This window comes from Saccharibacillus deserti (genome assembly GCF_013618475.1).
In the GTDB taxonomy this organism is placed as follows: domain Bacteria; phylum Bacillota; class Bacilli; order Paenibacillales; family Paenibacillaceae; genus Saccharibacillus; species Saccharibacillus deserti.
This window is the reverse complement of record NZ_JABJVN010000009.1, coordinates 1-25,296: the sequence shown is the minus strand read 5'-3', so window position 1 is coordinate 25,296 and position 25,296 is coordinate 1. Positions and strand designations below refer to the sequence as shown.

General features: G+C 56.7%; 22 protein-coding genes. 9 read left to right on the top strand and 13 right to left on the bottom strand.

What is annotated here, in order from left to right:
* Positions 1-105: 105 nt before the first annotated feature.
* The gene (locus tag HOP44_RS19115) at positions 106-978 is read right to left on the bottom strand and encodes a transcriptional regulator (protein ID WP_343059966.1); all 873 of its coding nucleotides are present in this window, start codon (positions 976-978) and stop codon (positions 106-108) included.
* Between the two features lie 503 nt (positions 979-1,481).
* Between HOP44_RS19115 and HOP44_RS19110 the strand changes: the two genes are divergently transcribed.
* The 3 genes from HOP44_RS19110 (at position 1,482) to HOP44_RS19100 (ending at position 7,024) form a co-directional block, all read left to right on the top strand.
* The gene (locus HOP44_RS19110) at positions 1,482-3,605 is read left to right on the top strand and encodes a PRD domain-containing protein (RefSeq protein ID WP_172256356.1); all 2,124 of its coding nucleotides are present in this window, start codon (positions 1,482-1,484) and stop codon (positions 3,603-3,605) included.
* Entirely contained in the window at positions 3,602-5,566 is a 1,965-nt protein-coding gene (locus HOP44_RS19105) for a PTS mannitol transporter subunit IICBA (RefSeq protein WP_172256354.1), read from the top strand. Before HOP44_RS19110 ends, HOP44_RS19105 begins: the two co-directional genes overlap by 4 nt.
* Positions 5,567-5,875: 309 nt before the next feature.
* Complete coding sequence (locus tag HOP44_RS19100) at positions 5,876-7,024, top strand: mannitol-1-phosphate 5-dehydrogenase (RefSeq protein ID WP_172256352.1); 1,149 nt, start codon at positions 5,876-5,878, stop codon at positions 7,022-7,024.
* Between the two features lie 269 nt (positions 7,025-7,293).
* Here the strand turns inward: HOP44_RS19100 and HOP44_RS19095 are convergent, their stop codons facing one another.
* The 5 genes from HOP44_RS19095 to HOP44_RS19075 all read right to left on the bottom strand — a co-directional run bounded on the left by HOP44_RS19095 (position 7,294) and on the right by HOP44_RS19075 (position 12,864).
* A complete protein-coding gene (locus HOP44_RS19095; RefSeq protein ID WP_172256351.1) occupies positions 7,294-8,400 on the bottom strand; it encodes a metallophosphoesterase in 1,107 nt (368 codons plus the stop codon).
* A 219-nt stretch (positions 8,401-8,619) separates the two neighbouring features.
* The gene (locus HOP44_RS19090) at positions 8,620-9,435 is read right to left on the bottom strand and encodes a carbohydrate ABC transporter permease (protein WP_172256349.1); all 816 of its coding nucleotides are present in this window, start codon (positions 9,433-9,435) and stop codon (positions 8,620-8,622) included.
* A gap of 12 nt (positions 9,436-9,447) precedes the next feature.
* Complete coding sequence (locus HOP44_RS19085) at positions 9,448-10,332, bottom strand: carbohydrate ABC transporter permease (protein WP_246369942.1); 885 nt, start codon at positions 10,330-10,332, stop codon at positions 9,448-9,450.
* A gap of 19 nt (positions 10,333-10,351) precedes the next feature.
* Positions 10,352-11,623: an ABC transporter substrate-binding protein gene (locus HOP44_RS19080; RefSeq protein ID WP_172256347.1), complete on the bottom strand. Its 1,272-nt coding sequence runs from the start codon at positions 11,621-11,623 to the stop codon at positions 10,352-10,354.
* Positions 11,620-12,864, bottom strand: a complete 1,245-nt coding sequence (locus HOP44_RS19075; RefSeq protein ID WP_172256345.1) for an LLM class flavin-dependent oxidoreductase — start codon at positions 12,862-12,864, stop codon at positions 11,620-11,622. Before HOP44_RS19075 ends, HOP44_RS19080 begins: the two co-directional genes overlap by 4 nt.
* A gap of 217 nt (positions 12,865-13,081) precedes the next feature.
* Here HOP44_RS19075 and HOP44_RS19070 point away from each other — a divergent pair, with 217 nt between their 5' ends.
* The 3 genes from HOP44_RS19070 (at position 13,082) to nspC (ending at position 16,740) form a co-directional block, all read left to right on the top strand.
* Positions 13,082-13,960 carry a helix-turn-helix domain-containing protein gene (locus HOP44_RS19070; protein ID WP_172256343.1) on the top strand — a complete coding sequence of 293 codons (879 nt, stop codon included), beginning with the start codon at positions 13,082-13,084 and terminating at the stop codon, positions 13,958-13,960.
* 417 nt (positions 13,961-14,377) lie between these two features.
* Positions 14,378-15,577, top strand: coding sequence for a saccharopine dehydrogenase family protein (locus HOP44_RS19065; protein ID WP_141448243.1), 1,200 nt, complete (start codon positions 14,378-14,380; stop codon positions 15,575-15,577).
* Between the two features lie 20 nt (positions 15,578-15,597).
* Complete coding sequence (gene nspC, locus HOP44_RS19060) at positions 15,598-16,740, top strand: carboxynorspermidine decarboxylase (protein WP_172256341.1); 1,143 nt, start codon at positions 15,598-15,600, stop codon at positions 16,738-16,740.
* 235 nt (positions 16,741-16,975) lie between these two features.
* Here the strand turns inward: nspC and HOP44_RS23315 are convergent, their stop codons facing one another.
* The 5 genes from HOP44_RS23315 to HOP44_RS19035 all read right to left on the bottom strand — a co-directional run bounded on the left by HOP44_RS23315 (position 16,976) and on the right by HOP44_RS19035 (position 20,391).
* A complete protein-coding gene (locus tag HOP44_RS23315; RefSeq protein ID WP_219915569.1) occupies positions 16,976-17,140 on the bottom strand; it encodes a lysozyme inhibitor LprI family protein in 165 nt (54 codons plus the stop codon).
* A gap of 4 nt (positions 17,141-17,144) precedes the next feature.
* Positions 17,145-17,504, bottom strand: a complete 360-nt coding sequence (locus HOP44_RS19050; protein ID WP_172256339.1) for a hypothetical protein — start codon at positions 17,502-17,504, stop codon at positions 17,145-17,147.
* Positions 17,505-17,897: 393 nt separating this feature from the next.
* Entirely contained in the window at positions 17,898-18,386 is a 489-nt protein-coding gene (locus tag HOP44_RS19045; protein WP_172256337.1) for a glycosyl-4,4'-diaponeurosporenoate acyltransferase CrtO family protein, read from the bottom strand.
* Positions 18,387-18,693: 307 nt separating this feature from the next.
* The gene (locus tag HOP44_RS19040; RefSeq protein WP_172256335.1) at positions 18,694-19,224 is read right to left on the bottom strand and encodes a transcription repressor NadR; all 531 of its coding nucleotides are present in this window, start codon (positions 19,222-19,224) and stop codon (positions 18,694-18,696) included.
* A gap of 6 nt (positions 19,225-19,230) precedes the next feature.
* A complete protein-coding gene (locus tag HOP44_RS19035; RefSeq protein WP_172256333.1) occupies positions 19,231-20,391 on the bottom strand; it encodes an IscS subfamily cysteine desulfurase in 1,161 nt (386 codons plus the stop codon).
* Positions 20,392-20,527: 136 nt separating this feature from the next.
* Between HOP44_RS19035 and nadB the strand changes: the two genes are divergently transcribed.
* The 3 genes from nadB to nadA are packed head-to-tail and all read left to right on the top strand — an operon-like array spanning position 20,528 to position 24,077.
* Positions 20,528-22,120, top strand: a complete 1,593-nt coding sequence (nadB, locus tag HOP44_RS19030) for an L-aspartate oxidase (RefSeq protein ID WP_172256331.1) — start codon at positions 20,528-20,530, stop codon at positions 22,118-22,120.
* Positions 22,102-22,992, top strand: a complete 891-nt coding sequence (gene nadC, locus HOP44_RS19025; protein ID WP_172256329.1) for a carboxylating nicotinate-nucleotide diphosphorylase — start codon at positions 22,102-22,104, stop codon at positions 22,990-22,992. Before nadB ends, nadC begins: the two co-directional genes overlap by 19 nt.
* On the top strand, positions 22,971-24,077 hold the full coding sequence (gene nadA / locus HOP44_RS19020) for a quinolinate synthase NadA (RefSeq protein WP_172256327.1): 1,107 nt from the start codon (positions 22,971-22,973) through the stop codon (positions 24,075-24,077). The genes nadC and nadA overlap by 22 nt, the downstream gene beginning before the upstream one ends.
* Positions 24,078-24,265: 188 nt before the next feature.
* On the opposite strand, the gene HOP44_RS19015 is transcribed toward nadA, so the two are convergent.
* On the bottom strand, positions 24,266-24,823 hold the full coding sequence (locus HOP44_RS19015; RefSeq protein ID WP_172256325.1) for a hypothetical protein: 558 nt from the start codon (positions 24,821-24,823) through the stop codon (positions 24,266-24,268).
* 1 nt (position 24,824) lies between these two features.
* Positions 24,825-25,296, bottom strand: a 472-nt coding sequence (locus HOP44_RS19010; protein WP_216667660.1) for a toxin C-terminal domain-containing protein, incomplete at its 5' end; no start/stop codon positions are given.

The window sequence follows — 25,296 nt, the reverse complement described above, 5'->3', positions numbered from 1 at the left end:
GGCTAACGGATTGTATGTCCGTTAGAACCAGAAATCCACCTCTTCCCGATTTTTAACGGATCGTATGTCCTTTAGCCGTCTTCAGGTGTTCGTTTTCCGCCGAATTCAAGCCGAATTTCCTTCTAAGCGTCTCCTGGATCCTTTAGAATTCTTCGCGCTGCCGGAGTCGCTTGGTTTTGCTCGTTTTGCTCGTTTTGCTGGTTTTGCCGGTTTGGGCCTCGCTTTCTCCACTCCTGCTTTCTCACCGCCTCGGGGGGTCCGTTTGTCGGGAGCGCTTCCGTCTGCTGCCGCTCCCCGGACAGCGTCCGGATCGCCGTCGAAGGTCCATTCCGCCAACCGGTAAGTCCGGTAGCGCTGCTTGTCGTTAGTGACCGTAAGGCGGTTGCACGCAGCCAGTCCATGCAGGATCACACGAGCATGCCGATCCGTCACCCGAAGATGGGCGGCCAGTTCTCCCGCGCTGAACGGAGCAAGCAGCCTGCGGGCATACCTCAACGTTTCTTCTTCCAGCCAATTCAACCCGTCCGACACCGGATCGAATGACAGAAATCGACCGACAAAAGCCAGTACCAACTGCCGGCAGCGTTCCGGCTCATCTCGGATCGACAGATAAGCCACAAGCAGCAGTGTCCAACCGCCTAGCCCAAGCAGGCTGTGGCGCCAGCACAAATCTTTGAAGCGCCTTGTATCCAAATCGCGGGCATGCGAACCGTAACCCTGGATTTCGACAGCTCCTTTGGCGCCGCCTGGACGGTAGGCCAGATCGATATACCGATAGCCGCCGTGGTAATCGCGCACCTCCCATTCCGCATAGAGATCGCCCGGATTACCCACTGCCGGGAACCAGATCCGCCGCAGAAATTCGATCGTCCCGTGTCCCAACCCGTCTTTCAGCCGTTCACGCCGACGAATGCTTTCCTCTTGTGCCAGCTGCTCCCTCATCCATCGTTCATAACTTCCTTCGAAATCGGCCGTCATGAGCTTCTCCCCTTTCCATTTTGAAAAAACACGCAAAAAAGCCGCCCCGATACTCTCGTATCGAAGCGGCGCGTTCTTCGCGTCCGTCCTTCTGAATCCAGTGTACCCTGCGCGCAAAACGACGTGCAATCGGACTCCCCTTGTTTAATATCCATATTTACCCACTTAGCCTATATCCTATTTTAATAGGCTAAATGAAGACATGAAAATACTTGAACGTTTACATCCGAAAACTGATTGAGTAGCTTCCGGGTGGAGTAATAATGGATTGAAATTCTTTTGTCCGATAAAGGAAAGCCTGCCGTTATTCGGCTTTGTCACTGGTTGATTCGGGACAAATTCCGGCATCTTTCCTTTGCCAATCCGAAGCGGGGTGCTTAAAATTTGATTAGAAGACGAGCTCTTGCAGACTGCAGTAGAGATTGCGGCGATTCGTCTACTCCCTGTTCCGGGGTAAATGATACCGTTTTCAAAAATGAGGGGTTGAAAAAGGAGGAATCCGCGTGGACAAACCGACCGGGCGACTGCTGCCGATCCTGAAGCGTCTTCTCGCTTCACGGGAAGGATTCGTTACGGTACGGGATCTGTCGGATGAATTGGACGTCAGCGAAAGAACGGTCAAACGCGAACTTCCCGGCGTGGAACAATGGCTCTCGGAAAGAGGCGCCGTCCTGATCCGCAAACCGGGAGCCGGGGTCAAGTTGGAAGCCGCGCAGCCGCAGCTCGACGCACTTATAGAAGAACTGAGCGCGGCAGGCCCGGCCAGGGATTACAGCAAGGACGAACGGCATTACTTCCTGGTCAGCGAGCTGCTGCTCGCGGCCGAGCCTGTCAAATCGTACAGTTTTGCCTCACAATTCAAAGTTACCGAAAGTACGCTGAGCGCCGATCTGGATCGTGCGGAACATTGGCTGGAACCGTTCGGCCTGCGCCTGATCCGCAAGCCGGGGTACGGCGTGTATGTCGAAGGCAGCGAAAACGCTATCCGCTCCGCCCTGATCCAACTCGTCTACGAAAGCGTCACCGAAGACCAGGTCGCCGGACTGCTGAGCGGATCGCCGGCCGATTCCGCGGCCGATCCGGCGAGAGTCCGCTCCCATATCCGCAGCCGGCTGCTGAACCTGATCGACGAAGGCGCGGCCGAACAGCTTCAGCGCATGGTCGAAGAACTGGAACACAGTCTTGAGCTGAAGCTGACTGACAGCGCCTACATCGGCTTGGCGGTTCATCTGGCGCTGGCGATTCAGCGGATCCGTTCCGGCCAGCGGATCGTCATCGAAGCGCGTATTCTCGAAGGCCTCCGGGGACTCCCCGAATTCGAGAAAGCGCGAAGGTTGGCGGGCCGCCTGGAAGAAATGCTGGAGATCGAAATTCCCGAAGACGAAGTGGGCTATATCACGATGCACCTGAAGGGCGCGGAGACGCGTCCGGGCAGCGACCGCGACAATTACTACGATTATGTCAGCTTCGATCTGGTCCGGCTCGCCCGCAACATGCTCAAAGCGGCGGAAGCGGAGTTCGGTTACGAACTCAAAGGGAGCAGCAAACTGTTTGCCGGATTCGTCCACCATCTCGGCCCGGCCGTCGAACGGCTCAGGTTGGGACTGGATATCCGCAATCCGCTGCTCCGTCAGATTCGCGAGCAGTACGAAGACGTCTTCGCGATTGCCGCCAAATGTTCGAAGCTTCTCGCCGACTATGTCGAACGCAGCGTGCCGGATTCGGAAGTGGGCTACATCGCCATGCATCTCGGAGCCATGAGCGAATACGCCCGCGCAGAACGTCCTTCTCCCAAAGTGCTGATTGCCTGCGCAAGCGGCATGGGCACTTCGGGACTGCTGATGGCCCGGGTACGCAAGGAATTCCCTTCCTTTAACCTGATCGGTCTGGCTTCCGCTTCGGAAGCGGCGGAGAACGACGAAGCCGACTTTATCCTCTCGACGGTCGATGTCGAGACCGACATTCCCGTCGTGCGCGTATCCGTGCTGCTGTCTTTTCACGATGTCGAGACCATTCGGCGCTTCGTGAACGACGGCCAGCGCCGCTTCGTCAAGAAGAAGCCGCGGCACAATCTCCGGCACGATCTGGTCGGTACGCTCGAAGAACACCGCCAGACGCTCGAAGGCATTCTCGATCTGATGAAACATATCGATATCGCGGACGGCTTTGCATCCCGGACGATCGGCGAGCTGATCGCCGCCATCTCGGAACGCTTTACAGGCAGCGCCGCCGACGCGGATATGCTCGAGCGCGAACTGCACGAGCGCGAGCGGCTTGGCGAGACCGTACTGTCGCAGGACGGCTTGATCCTGCTGCACTGCCGCTCCGAAGTGATCGGCAGACTGACGCTCGGCATCTTCCGCTTTCCGGAAGGCATCGCCGCCGAATCGGAAGACAAACCGATCCGGCTCAAAGCGGCCCTTCTGCTGCTTGCACCGAAAGCCAGCGGCAAGTCCTATCTCCAGGCGGCCGGCGAGATCAGCAAGTCGCTGATCGACAAACCCGGCTTCGCCGCCCGGCTCGCTTCGGCCGAGCCGGAACAGCTCCGCAGCGAGATCGCGGACATGATGAGAGAACTGTATGCAAGAAAAATCGAACAATACACATTGGAGGTTGAACAATTATGAGCAGCGTATCGACGCCTGCAAAATCGGGCGGCGCAAGACAGGGCGTCCAGAAATTCGGTCGTTTCCTGAGCGCGATGGTCATGCCGAATATCGGCGCGTTTATCGCCTGGGGCCTGATTACGGCCCTCTTTATCCCGACGGGATGGTGGCCGAACGAAGATTTGGGCTCGCTTGTAGGTCCGATGATTACTTATCTGCTGCCGCTCCTGATCGCTTACAGCGGCGGTAAAATGGTGGCCGATCACCGCGGCGGCGTGCTTGGCGCCATTGCCGTAATGGGTGTTATCGTCGGTGCCCCGGATACGCCGATGTTCCTCGGCGCGATGGCCATGGGTCCTTTCGCCGGTTGGGTCATCAAACAGTTTGACCGTGCGGTCGAAGGCAAGATACCGGCCGGCTTCGAAATGCTGATCAACAACTTCTCCGCCGGCATTCTCGGTGCGGCTTTGGCAATCGGCGGCTATTATGGCGTAGGCCCGCTGTTCGAAGCTTTCACAAGCGTGCTCGAATCGGGCGTACAGCAAATCGTAGACTGGGGACTTCTGCCGCTTGTCTCGCTGTTCGTAGAGCCTGCGAAGATCCTCTTCCTGAACAATGCGCTGAACCACGGAATTTTCACTCCGCTCGGTACCGATCAGGTAGCGTCGCTTGGTAAATCCGTATACTATCTGCTCGAAACGAACCCGGGTCCGGGTCTCGGTGTCCTTCTCGCTTACTGGGTATTCGCCAAAGGTTCGATCAAGAGTTCGGCACCCGGCGCGATCGTGATCCAATTCATCGGCGGTATTCACGAAATTTACTTCCCTTACGTACTGATGAGACCCGTTCTGATCCTGTCCGTAATTCTGGGCGGTATGGCCGGCGTCTTCACATTCGTGGCAACGGGAGCCGGCCTGTCCGGTGCCGCGGCACCAGGCAGTATCCTGGCTATTATGGCTGTAACGCCTAAAGGCGGGCACCTTGCCGTACTGGCGGGCGTAGCGGTCGCAACGATCGTTTCGTTCCTCGTATCCGCATTGTTCCTGCGCAACTACAAGGCAGACGACGAAGCGTTGGACAAAGCACGCGATGCATCGAAGTCGATGAAAGGCACGAATTCCGCGGCAGCCGGTGCGGGCACAACCGTACGCGTAAACGGCAAAGTCGAGAAGATCGTCTTCGCCTGCGACGCCGGCATGGGTTCGAGCGCAATGGGCGCGACCTCTTTCCGCAAAAAAGTCAAAGCGGCCGGACTCCCGATCAACGTGACCAACACCGCGATCGAGAACATTCCTGCAGATGCCGATATCGTCGTAACACAGCAGAACCTGACCGACCGCGCCAGAGCGAAAGCTCCGAACGCGCATCACGTTTCGATCGACAACTTTATCAACAATCCGGTCTACGAAGACCTGATCGAAGAACTCAAAGCTTCCCAGGCAGGCGGATCGCCGGCCGAACGCAATACGACGGCAACGGCGGATGCGCAGTGGGATATCGACAACGCGCTGGACAAAGCGGCTCCGGGCGCGGGTTCCGCAGTCGTGCATTCCGACATTCTGCGCAGAGAAAACATTCGCCTCGGCCTGCCGAGCGTCAGCAAGGAAGAAGCGATCCGCGAAGCGGGACGCCTGCTGTCCGCAGCCGGATACGTGAAGCCGGGCTACGTAAACGCCATGATCGAACGCGAAGGCGTGGCTTCGACTTACATCGGCAACGGCGTCGCGATCCCTCACGGCGTAGGCACGGCCAAGAACGAGATCGAAAACTCCGGAATCGTGGTACTCCAGTATCCGAACGGCGTTGAATTCGAAGCCGGTACGGCTTACCTGGTCGTCGGCATCGCCGGCGCCCGCGGCGAGCATCTGAAGATTCTGACCAAGATCGCGGAAGCGATCGAAGACGAATCGACGGTACACCGTCTGGCCCAGACCAAAGACGTCAACGACGTTTACAACACCCTGAGCGTACAGCCGGAATAATCGTTACCGTTATCCTTTGTTATCGTTAGAGTCCAAAGCCGGCAGAGACCCCCTCTGTCGGCTTCGGCTTTGAGAGCGGATCTATTTAAAATTCAAGCTTTCCTCTAGGATGCGGCTGCGGATTTGGAGACTGGAATTTGAGGATTGGGATTGGAAATCCGGAGTTTTATTCAGGCTTCCTTTCCTTTTCCCTCTTCCTTTTTAATGCCCTCCCGTTTCCATTGGGAAGAAATGGTTTGATGTGTTTTGAAGTGTTCGAGCTTTTCACCGGAAAAATTTTTCCACATCCCCTACACGGAGGTATCACCCATGACCAAAAAAGCGATTCAATTCGGAGCCGGCAATATCGGACGCGGCTTTATCGGAGCCCTCCTCGTCGAAGCCGGTTACGAACTCGTATTTGCCGATGTCAACGAAGCCATGATCAACGAACTGAACGAAAAACACGGCTACACCATCCAGATCCTCGATCTCGACAAGCGCGAGATTCCGGTGACCGGCGTTTCGGGCTGCCTCTCGAGCAGTCCGGACATGTCCAAGCATATCGCCGAGGCCGAGATCATCACGACGGCCGTAGGCCCGAACGTACTTAAGTTTATCGCCGTCAACATCGCAGCGGGCCTTGAAGAACGGTCCAAATCCGGCGCGGGCGCGCTCAACATTATCGCCTGCGAGAACATGGTCGGCGCGAGTTCCCATCTCAAAGAGCAGGTCTACGCGCATCTGTCCGACGAAGCCAAAGCGTACGCGGACGAGCATGTCGGCTTCCCGAACTGTTCCGTCGACCGGATCGTGCCTCCTTTCAAAGGCGACAACCTGCTCGACGTAGGCGTGGAATCGTTCTTCGAATGGATCGTCGAAGAGCCTGCGTTCAAAGGCGGCGTGCCGACGATCGAAGGCATGAAGCTGACCGATACGCTGGTCGCTTACGTGCAGCGCAAGCTCTACACCCTGAACACCGGCCACGCGATCACCGCCTACCTGGGCTACCTCAAAGGGCTGCCTACGGTCGACAAAGCGATCGAAGACGAGTCCGTCCGCACGATCGTGCGCGGCGCCATGGAAGAAAGCGGCGCGGCACTGGTCAAAGAACACGGCTTCGATGCCGCCGAACACGCCAAATACATCGACAAGATCGAGAAACGGTTCCGCAATCCGTACCTCAACGACGATGTCAGCCGCGTCGGCCGCGAACCGCTGCGCAAGCTCGGACCGAACGACCGTCTGAGCGGTCCGGCGCGGATGGCGCTGAGCCTCGACCTGCCGATCGACAACCTGCTGACCGGTATCGCCGCCGCTCTGCATTACAATAACCCGGAAGACAAACAATCCGTTGAACTTCAAGCTTCCATCGAGGAAAAAGGTCTGGAAGGCGCGATCGCCGAAGCGACCGGCTTCACCGAGGACAGCGGCGAGAATGCGAAGATCGCGGACGCTTACGAATCGCTGAAAAAGTAAGCCGATTCCAACAGGCCTGCTTCCCGCTGCGGACGGCTGTATTCGAGCTGTGTTCAAGCTATGTTCGATCGGCCAATCCCATGCATCCCTGGCACGGCAAAAATAAATATCAAAAACCCGGCTCTCGGAAGAGGCCGGGTTTTTGACGTTCAAACGGATCGGTTTGTATTCTTCGGTTTCTCGTCTACGATGGGCTTACTGAGGCGGCGTGCAAAGCATTAAACCTTCCGCAGCTCGGAATACCAAGGATCGGCGGCTTCCCGTTCTTTTTATTCAAAACTCACGTTAATCACCGTAAGTTCCGACCGCGTACCCATCCGCATCGGAAGTCCCCAGAAGCCGTAGCCGGACGTCACGATCGAATCCATGTTTCCTTTTCGCAGATAGCCCCAATCGTTCTCGTAGATCCGGTTCGTGATCAAGTTCGCCGGGAAGATCTGGCCGCGGTGCGTATGGCCGGACACTTCGAGATCGATCCCCGCTTCCGCCGCGAGCTCCAGCTCGTACGGCTGATGGTCCAACAGGACAAGCGGCGACGCCGGATCGGCCTGCGACGCAAGTTCCGCAACGGACAGGCGGACCGGGTCGGTGCGGTCTTTGCGTCCGATCAGGGTGACCGGCAGATTCTCCGAGATCACCTCGTCGTACATGAGAGTCATCCCGCTTTCTTCCAGCGTATCGATCAGCTCCGTATCGCCCGCTTCCAAGCGATCGTGATTGCCGAGCGAGGCGTAGACGGGAGCTTCGATCCCCCGCAGAATCCCGGGAATCCCCTGTTTGACGTACTGGACAATATCGTCGTCGACCAGATCGCCAGGAAACAGGACCAGATCCGGCGATTGTTCGTTGATCAGACGCACCATACGCTTGGCATGCGACGGTCCCGACAGCGCGCCGAAGTGCATATCCGCCGCCATGACGATCTTCATCGACTTCCGCCCGTCCAGCGACGGCTTCGCGATCTTCACGTCGTACGCGAGCACGACCGGGCTGTAGGCGCTGAAAACGCCGAACGCGCCCAGCAGCACCGTCAAGGCCAGCGCCGCAGTCGACACGAAGCGAGTCAGTTTGCGCCGGTCGGTCCGGGTGAAGATTCGGAGCAGCACAACCGTCAAGTTCGTCAGCGGCAGGACAAACACCATCAGATAGGCGAAGATCAGCCAAATGCCCGCCGCCCAGTGTGCCCAGGCGTATTCGCTGAACGCGAACCGGAAGAACATCGACCAGGCCGCAATCAGCAGCCCGACGGACAAGACGACCAGCCACCTCCGCCGAACGTCCGGTCGGAACGCCTTGATCCCTTTCCATAGATTCCAACCGATATACAAAAGAAACCCGTGGTACACGAGCAAAGAAATGACAATGCGAATAAACAAACCTTCAGGCTCCTCTCCAACTCCCGCCAAGCCGCAGATCCCATCATCCGCACCCATACGTTTTCTTCTATTATACGAAGCCGCCGACCTTGAAGTCGAGCCGCGAAAAAAGACTGTTCCCAAACCGATATCGGTTTGGGAACAGTCTTTTCTTTTCACATTCTCCGGTAGTCTCCACGTTCTCTCTATCAAGCGTCTTTCGAAGCGGCTCCCGCTTCGTCAGCCTTTGATCGCTCCCGCCGTCATTCCGGCAATGAAATACCGCTGCAGGAACAAGAACAGCACCAGCATCGGCGCCGCCGACAAGATCACGCCGGCGAGCAGCGTCGTGTAATTCGTCACGTATTCGCCGCGGAACTGCATGAGCGCAAGCGGCAGCGTGAGCTTGGAATTGCCGTTGATCAGCAGCAGCGGCATGAGCAGATCGTTCCACGACATGACGAATAGGAACGTCGCACAGGCCGACAGCGCGGGCGCGGACAGCGGAATCGCGATGCGCGCGAACAGCCGCCATTCGCCGGCGCCGTCGATACTGCCGGCTTCCAGCACTTCGCGGCTCAGCGAGCGCATGAAGCCGGTCAGCATGAACACCGTCAGCGGCAGGAACAGCGCCACTGACACGACCACCAGGCCGAGCAGATGGTCCGACCAGCCGAGCTTGCGCACGAGCGCGTACAGCGGCAGCATGTTCACCTGCGTCGGCACGATCAGGCCGGCGGCATAGAGCGCGAAAAAGAACGCGCCGATCCGGCCGCCGAAGCGCACGATCGCATAGGCGATCAGGCTGCCGAGCAGCAGGTCGAGCGCTACCGTGCCGAGCGTGACAAGCGCGCTGTTGCCGAAATAGCGCAGCATCGGCTGCTGCTCGAACAGCGCGCGGAAATTTTCGAGCGTCAGCGGCTGCGGCCAGCCGAGCGGATCGGCGAAGAAAGCCGTCGTCGGCTTGAACGCCGAGATCAGCACGAAATACAGCGGCGCGGCGATGATCGCCGCGTACAGCAGCAGCATCAGCCGCCCGAGCCATTTGAAAGCCATAGGTTCCCCTCCTTAGAAAGCCCGGTCGGTCCGCAGCGCTTTGAACTGCAGATACGTCAGAATCGCCAGCACGACGAGGAAGATCATGGAGCCGGCCGAAGCGAGCCCGAACTCGTAGTTGCCGAAGGCGGTATGGTAGATGTACGTCGACAAGATTTCGGTGGCGTTGTTCGGACCGCCGTCGGTCATGACGAAGATCAGGTCGAACGCTTTGAACGATTGGATCGTCGTATAGGCGATTACGATCGCGGACGACGGCGCGAGCAGCGGCCAGGTGATTTTGCGAAACAGCTGGAAGCGGCTGCCGCCGTCGATACGCGCCGACTCGTACAGCTCGCCCGGAATCGCCTGCAAGCCGGCGATGAACACGATCATCATCTGGCCGGCATGCGCCCACACCTGCACCGCCGCGATGGCGTACAGGGCGATCCTGCGGTCGCCGATCCAGTTCTGCGCCAGGCCGTCCAGACCGGCTCCGCGCAGACCCAGGTTCAGCATGCCGATCGTCGGATCGTAGACGAACGACCAGATCAGGCCGACCGAGACCGACGACAGGATCGCCGGCAGGAAATACAGCGCGCGCAGGAAGACGCGCGTTCTCGTGTTGCGGGACAGCAGAAGCGCCAGCACCAGCGAGACGACCGTCTGCACGATCACCACGCTGAGCATGAACTTCACGTTGTTCAGCAGCGTTTTGCGGAAGACGAGACTGTCGAAGCTGTCTTTGTAGTTGTCGAGCCCGACCATGTTGTAGGAAGGCGAGACGCTGTCCCAGTCGGTGAACGAATAGAACAGGCCCGACAGCGTCGGATACGCGAACAGGAAGAGATACAGCAGCGTGCCCGGCAGCAGGAACAGCCACAGGACACGCTTGTGCTTCAATCGGTTATTTTTCATCCGCGGATTCCGCCCCGGCCTAGGACTTGCTCAGGTTCTGGTCGATGACCGCCTGGGCTTCCCGCGCCGCTTCCTCCGGCGTGGACCCTCCAAGAACGGCCTGGATGGAATTCGTGACGGCTTTCTGGTTGTCGCCGTTCTTGATCGTGAAGCGCGGCTGGAACAGCGTCTTCTTCCCGGTCCACGCTTCGGCAATCTTCAGTTCGGGACTGTCGTAAGAGACGCCGTCGACCGTTACGTTCTGTCCGGTCGCGTTGGCATATTCGCCGGCCGCTTCCGGCTGGCTCAGATAATCGAGGAATTTCTTGGCTTCCTCGGGATGCTTCGATTTGCTGTTGACCGCCAGCATGAACGTGCTCGTGTGCACGCCTTCGTATTTGGCTTCGCTCTCGCTTACCGTGATCGGCGCGAGCAGCGCCTGTTCAAGTTCCGGATTTTGCGCGGCGTTCTGCGCGAGCTGGTACGAGCCGCTTGCGAGCATGCCCGCTTTTTCCTGAATGAACAGCGCTCCGGCTGCGGCGTCCTTCGTACCGAGTGCATCGGGTTGGAAGTAGCCTTTGTCGTTCAGTTCCTTGATCTGCGTCAGCGTCTTGACCCACCATTCGTCGGTCAGCTTCGCTTCGCCCGCTTCGACCTTGGTGAAAATATCGTCGCTCGGTTCGTTGTTCATCACCATCGTGTTCATGAACTGCCCCGGGCCGATATCGGCGCCGGCGAACGCGATCGGAATAATGCCGTTGTCCTTGAGCGTCTGGCACAGCGCCAGGAAGCCTTCCCAATCCTTGGGCGGCGTGAGGCCGTATTTCTCGAACAGCTTCACGTTGTAAATCGGATCATTGTAGACAAGCTGATACGGCACGGCAAGCTGCTTGCCTTCCTGCTGCCCGGCTTCGATCAGATCGGCGTTGAAGTTGTCCAGGAACGCGGAGCCGCTCAGGTCCGCGAATACGCCGGCTTTGGCCAACGCGTCGAACTGGGCGCCCGGGAACGAAGCGAATACGTCGCCGACCGAGCCGTCCGACAGTTTCGCCTGCGCCGTCGATTGATACTGATCCGAAGGCAGCGTCTGCATCTCCACCTTGATCTTGGGATTGGCCGTTTCGAACTTGCCGATCAGCGCATCCAGCGCTTTCACGTCTTCGCCCCGCCAGTGCAGGAAGTTGAGGGTGACGCTGCCGTCCGAAGAGGCCCCGCCCGATCCGCCGCCTCCGCACGCGGACAATACCGCCGTCAGCGCAAGCGCGCCGGATGCCAATAAGTATCGAAGCTTTTTCCCGGATTTTCCCGTCATCGTACAACCTCCTTATGAATGTCGGCCCATTTTTGTTTGAACAGCGGCAGTGCTTCGCGGCCGAAGATTTCGGCTTCTTCCAGATGCGGATAACCGGACAGGATAAACGTGGAGACGCCGAGTTCGGCATATTCGATCAGGCGCTGCGAGACCTGGTCGGCCGTGCCGACGATCAGGATCGCGCCGCCGGAACGTACAACCGACAGTCCCGTCCACAGATTCGGTCCCGCCACGAAGCGGTCCGCTTTGGACAGCTCGCGCAGTTCGTTCTGGCGCCGCTGGTTGGTCGCGTCGGTAGCGGCGAATTCGCGTTCCGCTTTCTCGATCGCTTCCGGGGACACTTTGCTGATAATGTCCCAGGCCGCGGCCCAGGCTTCTTCTTCCGTGTCCCGGACGAGCACCTGTGCCCGCAGTCCGTAGCGCAGCTCGCGCGGTTCCCCGCTCTCCTCTTCGTACTGCTGCCGCAGACTCTCGATCTCCGCGATCTGCTCTTCGATCCAGGCATGCGGTTCGCCCCACATCAAGAACGTATCCGCGTGCTTAATCGCGACCCGTTTGGCCGCCGGCGAACTGCCGCCGAGATAGAAGGGCGGATGCGGATCCTGCACGGTACGCGGCGAGCTGGACAGGCGGTCGAACGTGTAATGCTTGCCGCGGAACGGTTCGTTTGCCGCCGAATCGGATGACGGACGAACGCTTGCCGCAGCCCCCGCAGCTTGTGCGGAACGATCCGAAGCAGCCTTACCCGATACGAACTCCGAAGCCTGCGGCTTGTCGCCATTGGCCCAGGTCTGCCGCATGACCTGCAGATACTCGTCGGCCCGCTCGTAGCGCTCGTCGTGCGAATGGGCCAGCGGATCGCCCAGTTCTTCAAGATCCTGGACGGAACTGCCGGTAACGACGTTGATCATCGCGCGTCCCCCGGACAGCTGATCCAGCGCCGCCCCCATGCGCGCCGACAGGACAGGCGCGGTCAGGCCCGGCCGTACCGCCACAAGCGGACGCAGCGCCGTCGTGCGGGCCATCACGGCCGAACCGACGACCCAGGCGTCCAGGCAGGCGCCGCCGGTCGGGATGAGTACAAATTCGAACCCGGCCGCCTCGGCCGTCTGCGCCACCTCCGTCAGATACTGAAGCGTCGCCGGACGTTCCGGTTCCACGCCTACGTATTTGCCGTCTCCCGCCGTAGGAAGAAACCAGCCGAACTCGATCCCGCGCGTTTCTTTTTCTCCGTTTGCCATCTTCGATTCCGTCCTTTCCGCTCCGCCTTCCAAGCGTTTAATTTGGATTTTTGTATTTAAAATTCGAGATATCATATTCCAACTAAACAAGTTGGATTACTTTTGATAGAATGATAGCAATCCCTCAGGGAATAGTAAATGTCATTTCGCCGTTCATGCTTTTTGTCATTTTGCGTGCAGGCTGCTTTAAGGGCAGTCCAGCGAAAGGAGATTTCCCGTGCCGATCGATGCCGATTATACGAAAGAAGACCCCAATGAATATTTGCGCATCCACTTCTTCACTCCGTCCGAGTACGAAAAGTCCGGCCCCGCCTGGCCGATCCGCCTCGGATCGAACCTGGCCAAGCCGGACTACCATATCGGGCCGCGCACGACCGCTTACTATTATCTGCTGCTGGTACTAGGCGGGCGCGGCACTTTTGTCCAGAACGGACGGACCTATCCGCTCGCGGCGGGCGATCTGTACTGTCTGTTCCCGCAGGTGACGCATGAATACTGGACCGAACCGGCTGCCCCGCTGCGCAAGATCTTCCTCGCTTTCGACGGCAAAATGGCGCTGGAACTGCTCCGCCGCGTCGGCCTGACGCCCCAGCGTCCCCATCTGCGGGCACTGCACGCGGAGCAGGCCGCGGCGGACATGATTGCTTTTCTGGAAAAAACGGCGGGCGCCGGCGCAGCGGAAGCGTCCGATCTCGACCGCTTGTCGGCGTTCTACCGGATCTTCGCTTCGCTCGAACGGGGCGCCGCTCCCGAAGGCAGCGAGCCGAGCGCCGTCTCCTGGCTTCAGCGCGGGCTCGATTATATGGAGATTCATTACGCGGACGGCATCACCATAGAGGAAGTTGCCCGGCATGCGGGCGTCGGACGGACCCATTTCAGCAAAAAATTCCACGAATGCTACGGCATTACGCCGGTTCGCCATATGCAGCGGCTCAAGCTCGACGAAGCCCGGATGCTGCTGGAACAGACCTCCTACTCGCTGTCGGAAATCGCCCATTCGGTCGGTTATCCGGATCTGTTTTCGTTCTCCAAAGCGTTCAAGAAACATCACGGCCTGCCGCCCAAGCAGTATCGCCAGCAGCGTTCGCTGCGCTGAGAGACAGCCGGGCGCTTCGCGCGGCAAGGCCGAATTCCGGTGGAATCGCAGGCGTCGCTCGGATCGGCCGGCTTCGGCTTGCGTTGTCCGGCAGGTTGCCGCCCGGCGCATCCGGTTAATAAAGAGAAGAAACGCCCTTTCCGCTCCTGAGGGCCCGCTGCGCTCCGATACGGCTTCGAAATGGCCTGCTGCATGGACAAAACGGAGGAATAAGCCGGATTACGGAGGATTACTGTAAAAACTATGTTAAAATCCCGGGTTGATTCCGTAAAAAGCCGTTTTTTTCGTGTTTTTCTTGTGTTTTTGCGATATTATTTGTATAATCCTTCTTGTTGATTTTTTAACCAGCGTTTATTTCTTGAAGGTCGAAACAAACGGAATACTATCTTTTCAAACGGACTAAGGGGGGACTTGATTTTGGGAAAAGCATTGATTATCGGTGCCGGCGGCGTAGCAAGCGTTGTCGTGCATAAGTGTGTCCAGAATCCTGACGTATTTGAGGAAATTTGTATCGCGAGTCGCACGCTGTCGAAGTGCGAAGCTTTGAAGACCAAGTTGGACGGAGGACGCACGAAGATTTCCGTTGCACAGGTCGACGCCGACCGTACGGAAGAAGTCGTGGAGCTGATCAAAAGCTTCGGGCCGGATATCGTAATCAACGTGGCGCTCCCTTATCAGGATCTGACCATCATGGATGCGTGCCTGGAGACCGGCGTTCATTACCTGGACACCGCCAACTACGAGCCGCTCGACAATCCGAAATTCGAATATAAATGGCAGTGGGCGTACCGCGAGAAGTTCGAGAAAGCCGGCCTTACGGCGGTTCTCGGCAGCGGCTTCGACCCGGGCGTAACCGGCGTATTCAGCGCTTACGCGCTGAAGCACTACTTCGACGAGATTCACCAGATCGATATCGTGGACGCCAACGCCGGCGATCACGGCTATCCGTTCGCGACCAACTTCAACCCGGAGATCAATATCCGCGAGATCACGGCCAAAGGCCGCTACTGGGAAAACGGCGAATGGATCGAGACCGAACCTCTGACGGAGAAAAAAGTCTACGACCTGCCGGAAATCGGACCGAAAGACATCTACCTCCTCTATCATGAAGAGCTGGAGTCGCTCGCCGAGAATATGCCGGGCCTCAAAAAGATCCGCTTCTGGATGACGTTCTCGCAAAACTACCTGAACCACCTGAAGGTACTCGAGAACGTGGGCATGACTTCGATCGAACCGATCGACTTCGAAGGCCAAAAAATCGCGCCGCTTCAGTTCCTGAAAGCCGTTCTGCCGGACCCGGCTTCGCTCGGACCGCGCACGAAAGGCAAAACGAACATCGGCTGCATTTTCCAGGGCACCAAAAACGGCGAGCCGAAAACGTACTACGTCTACAACGTATGCGATCACGAAGAATGCTACCGCGAAGTGGGTTCCCAGGCGATCTCCTACACAACCGGCGTACCGGCGATGATCGGTGCCATGATGGTCCTCAAAGGCCTCTGGAAAAAACCGGGCGTCTACAACGTGGAAGAGTTCGATCCGGACCCGTTCATGGAAGAACTGAACAAACAGGGCCTGCCGTGGGTCGAGGATTTCTCGCCGACGCTGCTGGACTAAAAGGGGCTTAAGAAAACATCATGACAGATATCGATTTCAGCGCCGTTCCTTCTCCCTGCTACGTCGTGGACGAGCGTCTGCTGACCAAGAACCTTGAACTGCTCGGCTCCGTGCAGGCACGTACCGGCGCCAAGATCCTGCTCGCCCAGAAAGGATTCTCCATGTTCGCGGAGTATCCCCTGGTCGGCAAGTACCTGGCGGGCGTCACGTCCAGCTCGCTGTTCGAAGCGCGTCTCGGCTACGAGAAAATGGGCAAAGAAGTGCATGTGTATGCGCCGGCTTACGTCGATCGCGAGTTCGACGAACTGCTGAGCTATACCGATCACATCGTGTTCAACTCGTTCGCCCAATGGCGCAAGTTCAAAGACAAAGTCCTGAACTACCCGGGCCGCAAGATCGAAGTGGGCCTGCGCATCAACCCGGAATATTCGGAGCTTGAAGTGCCGCTGTACGATCCGTGCTCGCCGTACTCCCGCATGGGCATTACGCTGGAGAACTTCGACGAGAGCGATCTGGAAGGCATCGACGGCCTGCATTTCCACACGATGTGCGAGCAGAACTCCGACACGCTGGAGAACACGCTCAAAGTCGTTGACGAGAAATTCGGCCATGTTATCTCCAAGATGAAATGGCTGAACTTCGGCGGCGGCCACCATATCACGCGTCCCGACTACGACGTCGAGCGCCTGATCCGCTGCATCGAATTCGCGCGCGACAAATACGACGTACAGGTGTACCTGGAGCCGGGCGAAGCGATCGCGCTGAACACCGGCTACCTGGTCGCGACCGTACTCGACACGATGAAGAACGGCATGGATATCGCCATTCTCGATACGTCGGCCGAGTGCCATATGCCGGACGTGCTGGCGATGCCTTACCGTCCGAGTATCGCGGGCGCGGGCATGCCGGGCGAGAAAGCGATCACGTACCGTCTGGGCGGCATGACGTGTCTTGCCGGCGACGTGATCGGCGACTACTCGTTCGACCGTCCGCTCGAAATCGGCGACAAGCTGGTCTTCGGCGACATGGCGCATTACACCATGGTCAAGAACCATATGTTCAACGGCGTGAACCTGCCTTCGATCGCTTCGTACAGCGACGAGGAAGGGATCAAGGTGATCCGCGAGTTCAAGTTCGAGGATTACAGTTCGCGGTTGTCGTAATCTTTCGAGTAGAGATAAGTTCAAGAGATAAGTTCAAGAGATAAGTTCAAGAGATAAATTTAGTTAAAAAGACCTCGACCTTTACTTTGCGTAAAGGTCGAGGTCTTTTTCCGTATTTAATTTTCGTATCAACCTCACTATCCGAGCAACATTTTTTCGTTGATCGGCTTATTCTGTAGGATGTACGCAGGCGACGAAGCCGCTAATGACGTCAATATTAAATACGATGTTTCCGTTATTTCATATATTTTTTGACCAGTACATAGCAGCGATCTTTCGTGAGATACTGTAAATTAAATTCGTATTGAAGCGCGTCGCTGCTTGTTCCATTCTCCAAATCCACGCCTCTCAGTGCATCTTTGTCCCGGAATTTGATCCAGCTGCGTTGTTCTTTTTTCAACTTATTAAATTGATCCGGCGGCAGCTGTTTTTTTAAGTGTTCCGTATATTTCGTTTAACATATTGTCCCACAATTTATTGCTTTTTTCAGCATCGGCCCGTTGATCGGCCATTGATCGGGTGGAAGCCGCATTTCGCATAGACTGCACCTTTTCATCAAGAGCCTCTAATTTTTTCAAATATTCTTTCTTTGTGGCTTTTTGTGCCGAATTTTTGATTTGCAAACTTGTTTGGGTTTCCTCTCCAATTGCGGCCACTCTCCATCGATCTGTTTGTAACGTCACCTTTTGAGCCAAAGCGGTTGCCGAGCTGCCCACTAACCCTAAACATAAGATTCCGGTTAAAGCCATTGTCACTTTCTTCATTCATCTTACCTCCCAATTATGATTGTGATACAAAGTTTAGTCTCTCCAGGAAAAAATATCGGAAGCGATTGATATACGACCGACAGGTCTCCTTGGTATGTTTACTTTATATCTTAAGCCTGTTTTTGGTTGCTATCTATATCCTTTATTTTACCACAGTATTTCCGTATAGACCTTATGGAGAAGGCTGCAGAATTAATCCACCTTCCCCGGTAGTGCGACGTTTTGCTATCTCGTTATGATTGTGGCTACCGAACGGCTGATACCCGGAATCAGGGCAACTGCCTGATGCAGGACGGCGATCCGCTTCGTCGTCGCGCCGTTTACCGTGATAGAATTCCGCTTGCTTTCGTTGTCGTATCCGCAGCTCATCCCGCCGGTTTGAAGAAGTGTTCATTGCCTACTTTTATACTCTAAGCGCGCTCTCAAACGAACCAGCCGCGGTCGGTTGTACCTCTGAATCAGGCAAAACGGGATCTGGACGATCAGATTGACTATCGCACACAGGAGAGCCATCCCCACATAATCGCCCGGATTCACCGCTATGCAGGCAAAGCCCAGGATCGCCATAGCCAAATGTCCGACTTCCCCATACTTCGTTTCCAAAATGAATTTATCCGCATACGCTACATTGAGTTCTTCATTGAGATTTCTTTTTTGAAATTTCCACAAGCCTCCGCCTTCCGGAAGCCGGTCTTTCCACCGGTCGAGCCGGATTTTTTTGTAAACTTTTTTCTCAAAAGAACGTTCCGCGAAGAACCAATCATTCCCCTCATACCAGGACTTGGGCAGGAACCGAACCGCATGGGCTGTCCCCAGGCAGCAGACCAGCCAAAATGCCGTATTGATCACGATCATCCCTACAATAAACCCGCCAGTCATTTTCCACCGTCCTTCTTTGAGCAAACCGGACTTCCCTATTGATCATATACGGCTCCGCGCCTATTGAAAAACCCCTGTTCTTCATACGAAGAATAGGGGTCTTGGGTCGGCTGCCGCTCGGGCTTACGGGCCGCAATCGCCGATTGGATTCTTGTCGGATCTAGTACCCTTTCAACTCTTAATGAGAGGTTTACGTTTTCCTGAAATAACAATTCCGTCGGAGACTTCGTACACGCTTCAGGTACGAAATCTCCGGGGAGCGTAACCTTACCTTTAGGGTTGACAAGGTACTTGCCTTTCTCCATGCTCAGTCCTCGATCAAAAATCCCGCTTTTCTCAAGGCTTCGCATGCTTTGTCGATCCGGCCCGTATCGGGTGCGGAGATCGTATGCAGATGAACGCCGTCCGTCAATTCCGACAAATAGGACGCTCCCGTTGAAGTGATTTTTTCGATAAATTCATACACTTCGCTTCGCGTGCCGACCCGGATCAGCGCCGTCAATTCGCCGTATACCGGATGCTCGATGATCACGTCGTCGACGCTGACCCCGTAATCCACGAGCAGCAGCAGTTCTTCTTCCGTGCGCGAGCGGTCATGTCTGCAGGCTACGATTCGCCGGACGTTCGGCTCGTCGCTTGGCTTCAGATACACGTATCCCTGACTGGTCGCCAGAATCGCATGATTGCGGGCTTTGAGCAGCGTCACGTCCTGAACAATGACCTGCCTGGAGACGGAAGCTCTCCGGGCCAGCTCGCTTCCGGTCAGCGGAGAAGACGCTTTGAGCCATTCCAGCAGCTTCTCACGCCGCTGTTCGCCCGTCAATTTGATTTCTTCCATAGGAATTCACAAGAAACTCCCTTCTTTTTTGGTTTGCTCCAGTTCGTGCAGGGTCTGCACCAGAAGGTCCAGATGCTGCGTCGTCGTATCGGGGCCGAATGAAATCCGGAAAAACGAATGGCCTTCCCCTTCCGACAATCCCAGCGAGACCAGCGTATCCGGAACGGTGTGATGCCCCGAAGAACAGGCGCTCCCTGTCGAGATGCAGATGCCTTTTCGATTGCATTCCAGCATAACATACTGCCCTTCGTATCCCAAGCCGGCACAGCCCGCGATATGGGGCAGCACATTCGCTTCTCCTCCCGGCAGCCGGTCAACCACCAGGTAGGCGGACAGGCCGCAGGCCTGGAACTGCTGCTTCAGATGCTGCCTCAGCCGGCGATACTGCTCCGTCCGCTCTTCGCGCTGCCCGCATGTGTAGACCGCGGCGGCGGCAAAAGCGGCAATGCCCGGCACATTGACCGTGCCCGGCCGGAAGCCGCTCTCATGCAGCGTCCCCGGATACAGCGGGGCAAACGGAACGCCTGGGCGGATATAGACCGCACCGACGCCTTTGGGTCCCTGCACTTTGTGGGCCGAGACAGACAGGGCATCGACGCCGAGTTCCCCGACGGAGAAACCGATTTTCCCGAAAGACTGCACGGCATCGGTATGCAGCAGGATGCCCCGCTCATGCAGAAACGCGCCGATGACAGGCAGATCCTGGATAAGTCCCGTTTCCGAGTTGGCATGCTGCACCGAGACCAGACCGGTATCGGGCCGAAGCAGCGGCTCGATCTGCTGCGGTCCGATCCGTCCCGACGCGTCCGGCGCAATCACCTCGACCTCGTATCCGAGCGGGACAAGCCCGGCAGCCGCGAGCTTGACCGAATGATGTTCCAGGGCGGAGATCAGAATATGTCGGCGGCCCGGCGGAAGCGCGCCCGCCAACGACTGAATCGCCAGGATATTCGACTCCGTGCCGCCGCCCGTGAAGAACAGGCCGCCCGGGTGCCCACCGATCAATCCGGCCACGAATTCCCGGCTCCGTTCCACGATATGAGAAGCGCGCCCTCCCCCGTCATGCAGGCTGCTTGCGTTCGCATACACATCCCGGCTCATGGTCATTAATGTTTGTAAAGCTTCCTCGCACAGAGGCGAAGACGCCGCGTAATCCAAATAAATCATTCCAAACCTCTTTTCCGGCATAAATCCAGCGATTTATGAAAATGGACTTGAGTTTAGTTTATGTTTATGTAAATATAGGTGTCAATACACCTGTAATTAAACTTGTAAACATCCTACGGAAGTGAGGGGATCGACTTTGTCCAAGCCATCCGTACTGGTTGTCGGAGCCGGAGCGGCAGCCCTCTCGCTGATCGACGCGCTGCCCGCAGGCTGCCGGGTACAGCTTCTGACCAAAGATTCGGTCCGGGGCGGCAACTCCATGTTCGCCCAGGGCGGCATCGCCGCTGTCCGTTTGCCGGAAGACTCGGTCGATTCGCATGTGCAGGATACGCTGACGGCCGGAGACGGTCATAGCGATTCCGCTCTCGCCGCAGAGCTTCTGTCCGAAGGCAGCCGCCTGATCGGGCAGTTGGCGCAGGACGGTTTTCCTTTTGATCGCGATGCCCGGAACCGGATTCGGCTCGGCCTGGAAGGGGCGCACTCGTTCCACCGGATCTTTCATGCGGGCGGAGATGCGACAGGCCGCGTGCTGATGGAATACCTGCTGACCCGGACTTCGGGACGGGCCTCGGTCATCGAACAGGCAACCGCGTTGAAGCTTATCGTCGAAGAAGGCCGCTGCACCGGGATTCTGGCCCTGCACGAAGGCCGACTGACCGAGTTTCGGGCGGACGCGGTCGTGCTGGCAAGCGGCGGATGCGGCAGTCTGTATGCCCATTACACCGGCAGCTCCGGCATCACGGGAGACGGCCTGATCCTGGCGTACGAAGCGGGAGCCGAACTGTGCGATCTGGAATTCATGCAGTTTCATCCGACCGCATTGGTGAAAAATGGCACAACCTACGGTCTGATCTCCGAAGCAGTTCGAGGAGAAGGCGGCGTGCTGCGGGATGAAGACGGCGTCCCGATCATGGCAGGCCGTCATCCGCTCGGCGATCTGGCGCCGCGGGATATTGTGGCCCGGGCGATCCACGAACAGATGCAGCGCGGCCGGAACGTCTATCTGGATATTCGCGGCTGCGAACATTTTCGCGAGCGGTTTCCGACCATTACCGGCATTCTGCGGCAGGCGGGCATCGAGGTGGAATCCGGCCGTATCCCTGTCGTTCCCGGTATGCATTTCATGATGGGCGGCATCAAGGTCGATTCTTCGGGCGCCACCGGCGTTCCCGGCTTGTATGCGATCGGGGAAGCGGCCTGCACCGGCCTGCACGGAGCGAACCGACTGGCCAGCAACTCGCTGCTCGAAGCGCTGGTCGTCGGCCGCAGAGCGGCGCGGCACAGCTTCGACTATGCGGTTCAGCCGCAGATAGGCGAAGCGACTCCGATACCGGAGAACGCTCCCGCGGCTCGCTGGGCAGATACGCTCGAAGTTCCGCAGATCGCGCTTGCCGAACTTCAGCGGCGGATGAGCCTGCATGCTTCGATCGTGCGCCATGCCGCAGGACTCGAACAGTTGGCGCACTGGCTTCAGACCCTGCCGGCCGACTTCGTGCCTCTCTCGGACCTCACCCGCGAACGAGCGGAGTTGGCCCGTCTGTGGCAGCTGGCCCGGCTCGTCGTCCGGTCCGCCCTGCTGCGCACGGAGAGCCGAGGCGCCCATTATCGGGAAGATTATCCGGTCCGGCTCGATCCCGAGTGGTCGGGTCGAACGATTACCCATACGCACAGGTCAGCCCCCATTTTGCAAAAAGAAAGGACAATTCGAGCATGCAGCGTATCGCTTTGAGAAAAATGCTGGAACATTTCTATATGGAGGATATCGGCAGCGGCGATCTCAGCGCGCAGCTGATCTCGGATTCCGGCCCGCAGCGGGCGATTATCCACGCCAAGCAGCACGGGATTCTGGCCGGCGTCGACGTGATTCGCGAAGCTTTTGCCCTGCTTGATCCGGAGATCCGCGTCACCCTGCTCAAGCACGACGGAGACGCTATCGCCCCCGGTGACACGATCGCCGCGCTCGAAGGCAATCCGTCGACCCTGCTGACCGGGGAACGGGTCGCCTTGAATCTGCTGCAGCGGATGTCGGGCATTGCCACGGCGACCCGGCGGGCGATCGAGGCGCTGAACGATCCGTCGATTCGGATCTGCGATACCCGCAAGACGACACCCGGACTGCGCATGCTGGAAAAACACGCAGTCACTGCGGGCGGCGGCTACAATCACCGGTTCGGCCTGTACGACGGCATCATGATCAAGGACAACCATATCGCGGCGGAAGGCTCGATCGCGGCCGCGGTAGCCAAAGCCCGATCGCGGCACGGACATATGGTCAAAATCGAGGTCGAGATCGAAGACGAAGCGCAGCTGCAGGAAGCAATTAACGCCGGCGCGGATATCATCATGTTCGATAACTGCGGCCCGGATACCGTTTCCCGTTTTGCCCGCATGACGCCGCCTTCCATCATCACGGAAGCGTCCGGCGGCATCGATATGAACACCCTGCATACGTACAGCGGCTCGGGCGTCCATTATATTTCACTCGGGTTCCTCACCCACTCGGCAGCGAGCCTCGACATCAGCATGGATATCATCCCGGATCCCGATCGCGGACCGGAAGCGGAAAGGCAGGAGACTTCATGTCCATCTTTAACGAATTAATGCCTCAATACCAACTGATGCCCGATGCGTATCGCGAGATTCCCACTGCGGAAATGGAACGCCGGGTCCGGGAGATCAAACAGAAATACGGCGACGAACTGCTCATTCCGGGGCATCATTACCAGCGCGACGAAGTCATTCAGTTTGCCGATGTGACCGGAGATTCGCTCGAGCTCGCCCGGCTGGCTTCCCTGAATACCAAAGCCCGTCATATCGTGTTCTGCGGCGTGCATTTTATGGCCGAGACCTGCGACATTCTGACCCAGGAACACCAACACGTGATCCTGCCCGACCAGCGGGCCGGATGTTCGATGGCGGACATGGCGAATATCGTTCAGACCGAAGAGGCCTGGCGCCTGCTGACCGAACAAGTCGGCGATACGATCCTTCCGCTGACCTACGTCAACTCGACCGCCGAGATCAAAGCATTCGTCGGACGCCGCGGCGGCGCGACCGTCACTTCGTCCAATGCCCGCCAAGTCATCGAATGGGCATTGAAGCAGCGCAAACGCATCTTGTTCCTGCCGGATCAGCATCTGGGACGCAATACCGCTTATCAGCTTGGAATTCCGCTGGAAGAGATGGCCGTATGGGACCCTTATGCGCAGCGCCTGCTCACCGACAAGAACCCGGAGCAGATCCGGATCATCCTGTGGAAAGGCCACTGCTCGGTCCACGAGAAATTCACCACCGCGCAGATCGCGGACATGAAACGCCGCGACCCCGATATCCGCGTCATCGTACATCCCGAATGTACGCATGACGTCGTGGTCGCGGCCGACGATGCGGGTTCCACCAAATACATCATCGACCGGATCCACCAAGCGCCGGCCGGCACCAAGTGGGCGGTGGGTACCGAGATGAATCTGGTCCGCCGCCTGGCGGCCCAGCATCCGGACCAACAAATCGTATCGCTCAATCCGGATCTCTGCCCGTGCCTGACCATGAACCGGATCGATCTTCCGCACCTGCTCTGGTCCCTGGAATGCATTGACCGCGGCGAAGCCACCGGCATCATCAAAGTCCCCGAAGCGATTGCGGAAGACGCCAAAGCGGCGCTGGAGCGGATGTTCGAGCATGTGTAAGACTTGAGAGTAAGAGCCTGACGGGTTATGCCGTCAGGCTTAGATTGCCGCGATGTGCGCCTGGGAAGGGCGCGGTCGCGGTTTTTGGGTTGTTTTCAAAAAAAGAAACCTTGAAAGGCATGAAGCCGATCAAGGTTTAAAATTACAATCTATCGTTGGAACATTCGGATAAAACTTACTCTACCTGTTCAGTCATTGACTTGATCCCAAAGATTATCTTGATACTCATAAGTCCATAAGTCCGCGTAAAGGCCTAATTCCTCTATTTTTTTTATGAGGTTCTCCTCTTTTTTCTCACTACCTATATCCATATATAAATCGTAAGTGCAATTCACAAAAAAAAGGTTCTCTCTTCTCAACTGTGAGGATATATCCTCTCTAAGCGAAAGACGTATAGCATGTTCAACATCGCTACCAGACAAGATGATATCCTCTTTTATTGTGTAAAAAAAGTGAATTAAATCATCCGAATAACACTTGGGGTATCTTTTGGTATGTTCCAAAAATAAGGGTTCACTTATTTTTCCTAACAGCATCATTTCTAAATCTTTAATATCCAAATTATTCATGAATAATTTCACTGATTCTACGTACTTATTTTCTGCCTTTAAATACTCTTCTTCTGTGAATTTGTTTCCATCATATACTTTTCCAATATCCACAATCGAAGTCCATGTCTGTGACTTTGGTTTGATATCCTCCCCTTTAACGAGGGGAGGATATTTTCTCACTTGCCAGTAATACATGTTAATCTCCTATTCTCATAAGATTTTTGTTGTATGTTCCTGAGCGTGTTTCTCTACTCATCAATCCCGGTATACTATCCGCCATTTTCCAAACCCCACCGTTATCTGTAGTCCCGGTACTTTGACGTGGAATATCTCTAGTAATATACACACCTTTTTCCTTTGAATAAAAAACGGCTGCTTTTGCTCTGCCTGCGTTGACTTTTTCGAAGCCTAACATGTTTGCCGCTGCTTCTGCTTCTTTGTCTGTTCGATAGGGCCCATTTGGTAGTGCGGTCTTTGGAACTCCCTTCCACTTTCCGGTTTTGTTATTATAATCTTCTGTGCGTTGAGCCTTTCGAACATAGTAACCATCGTATGCATCAGGTGCAACACTACTGAGAATGCAATCTCCTGCATTCGTATTATGCACCCAGATCCCCAGGTCACTCACAAAATACGTATGGAACTCGTCCACCGTCATGTTATACACG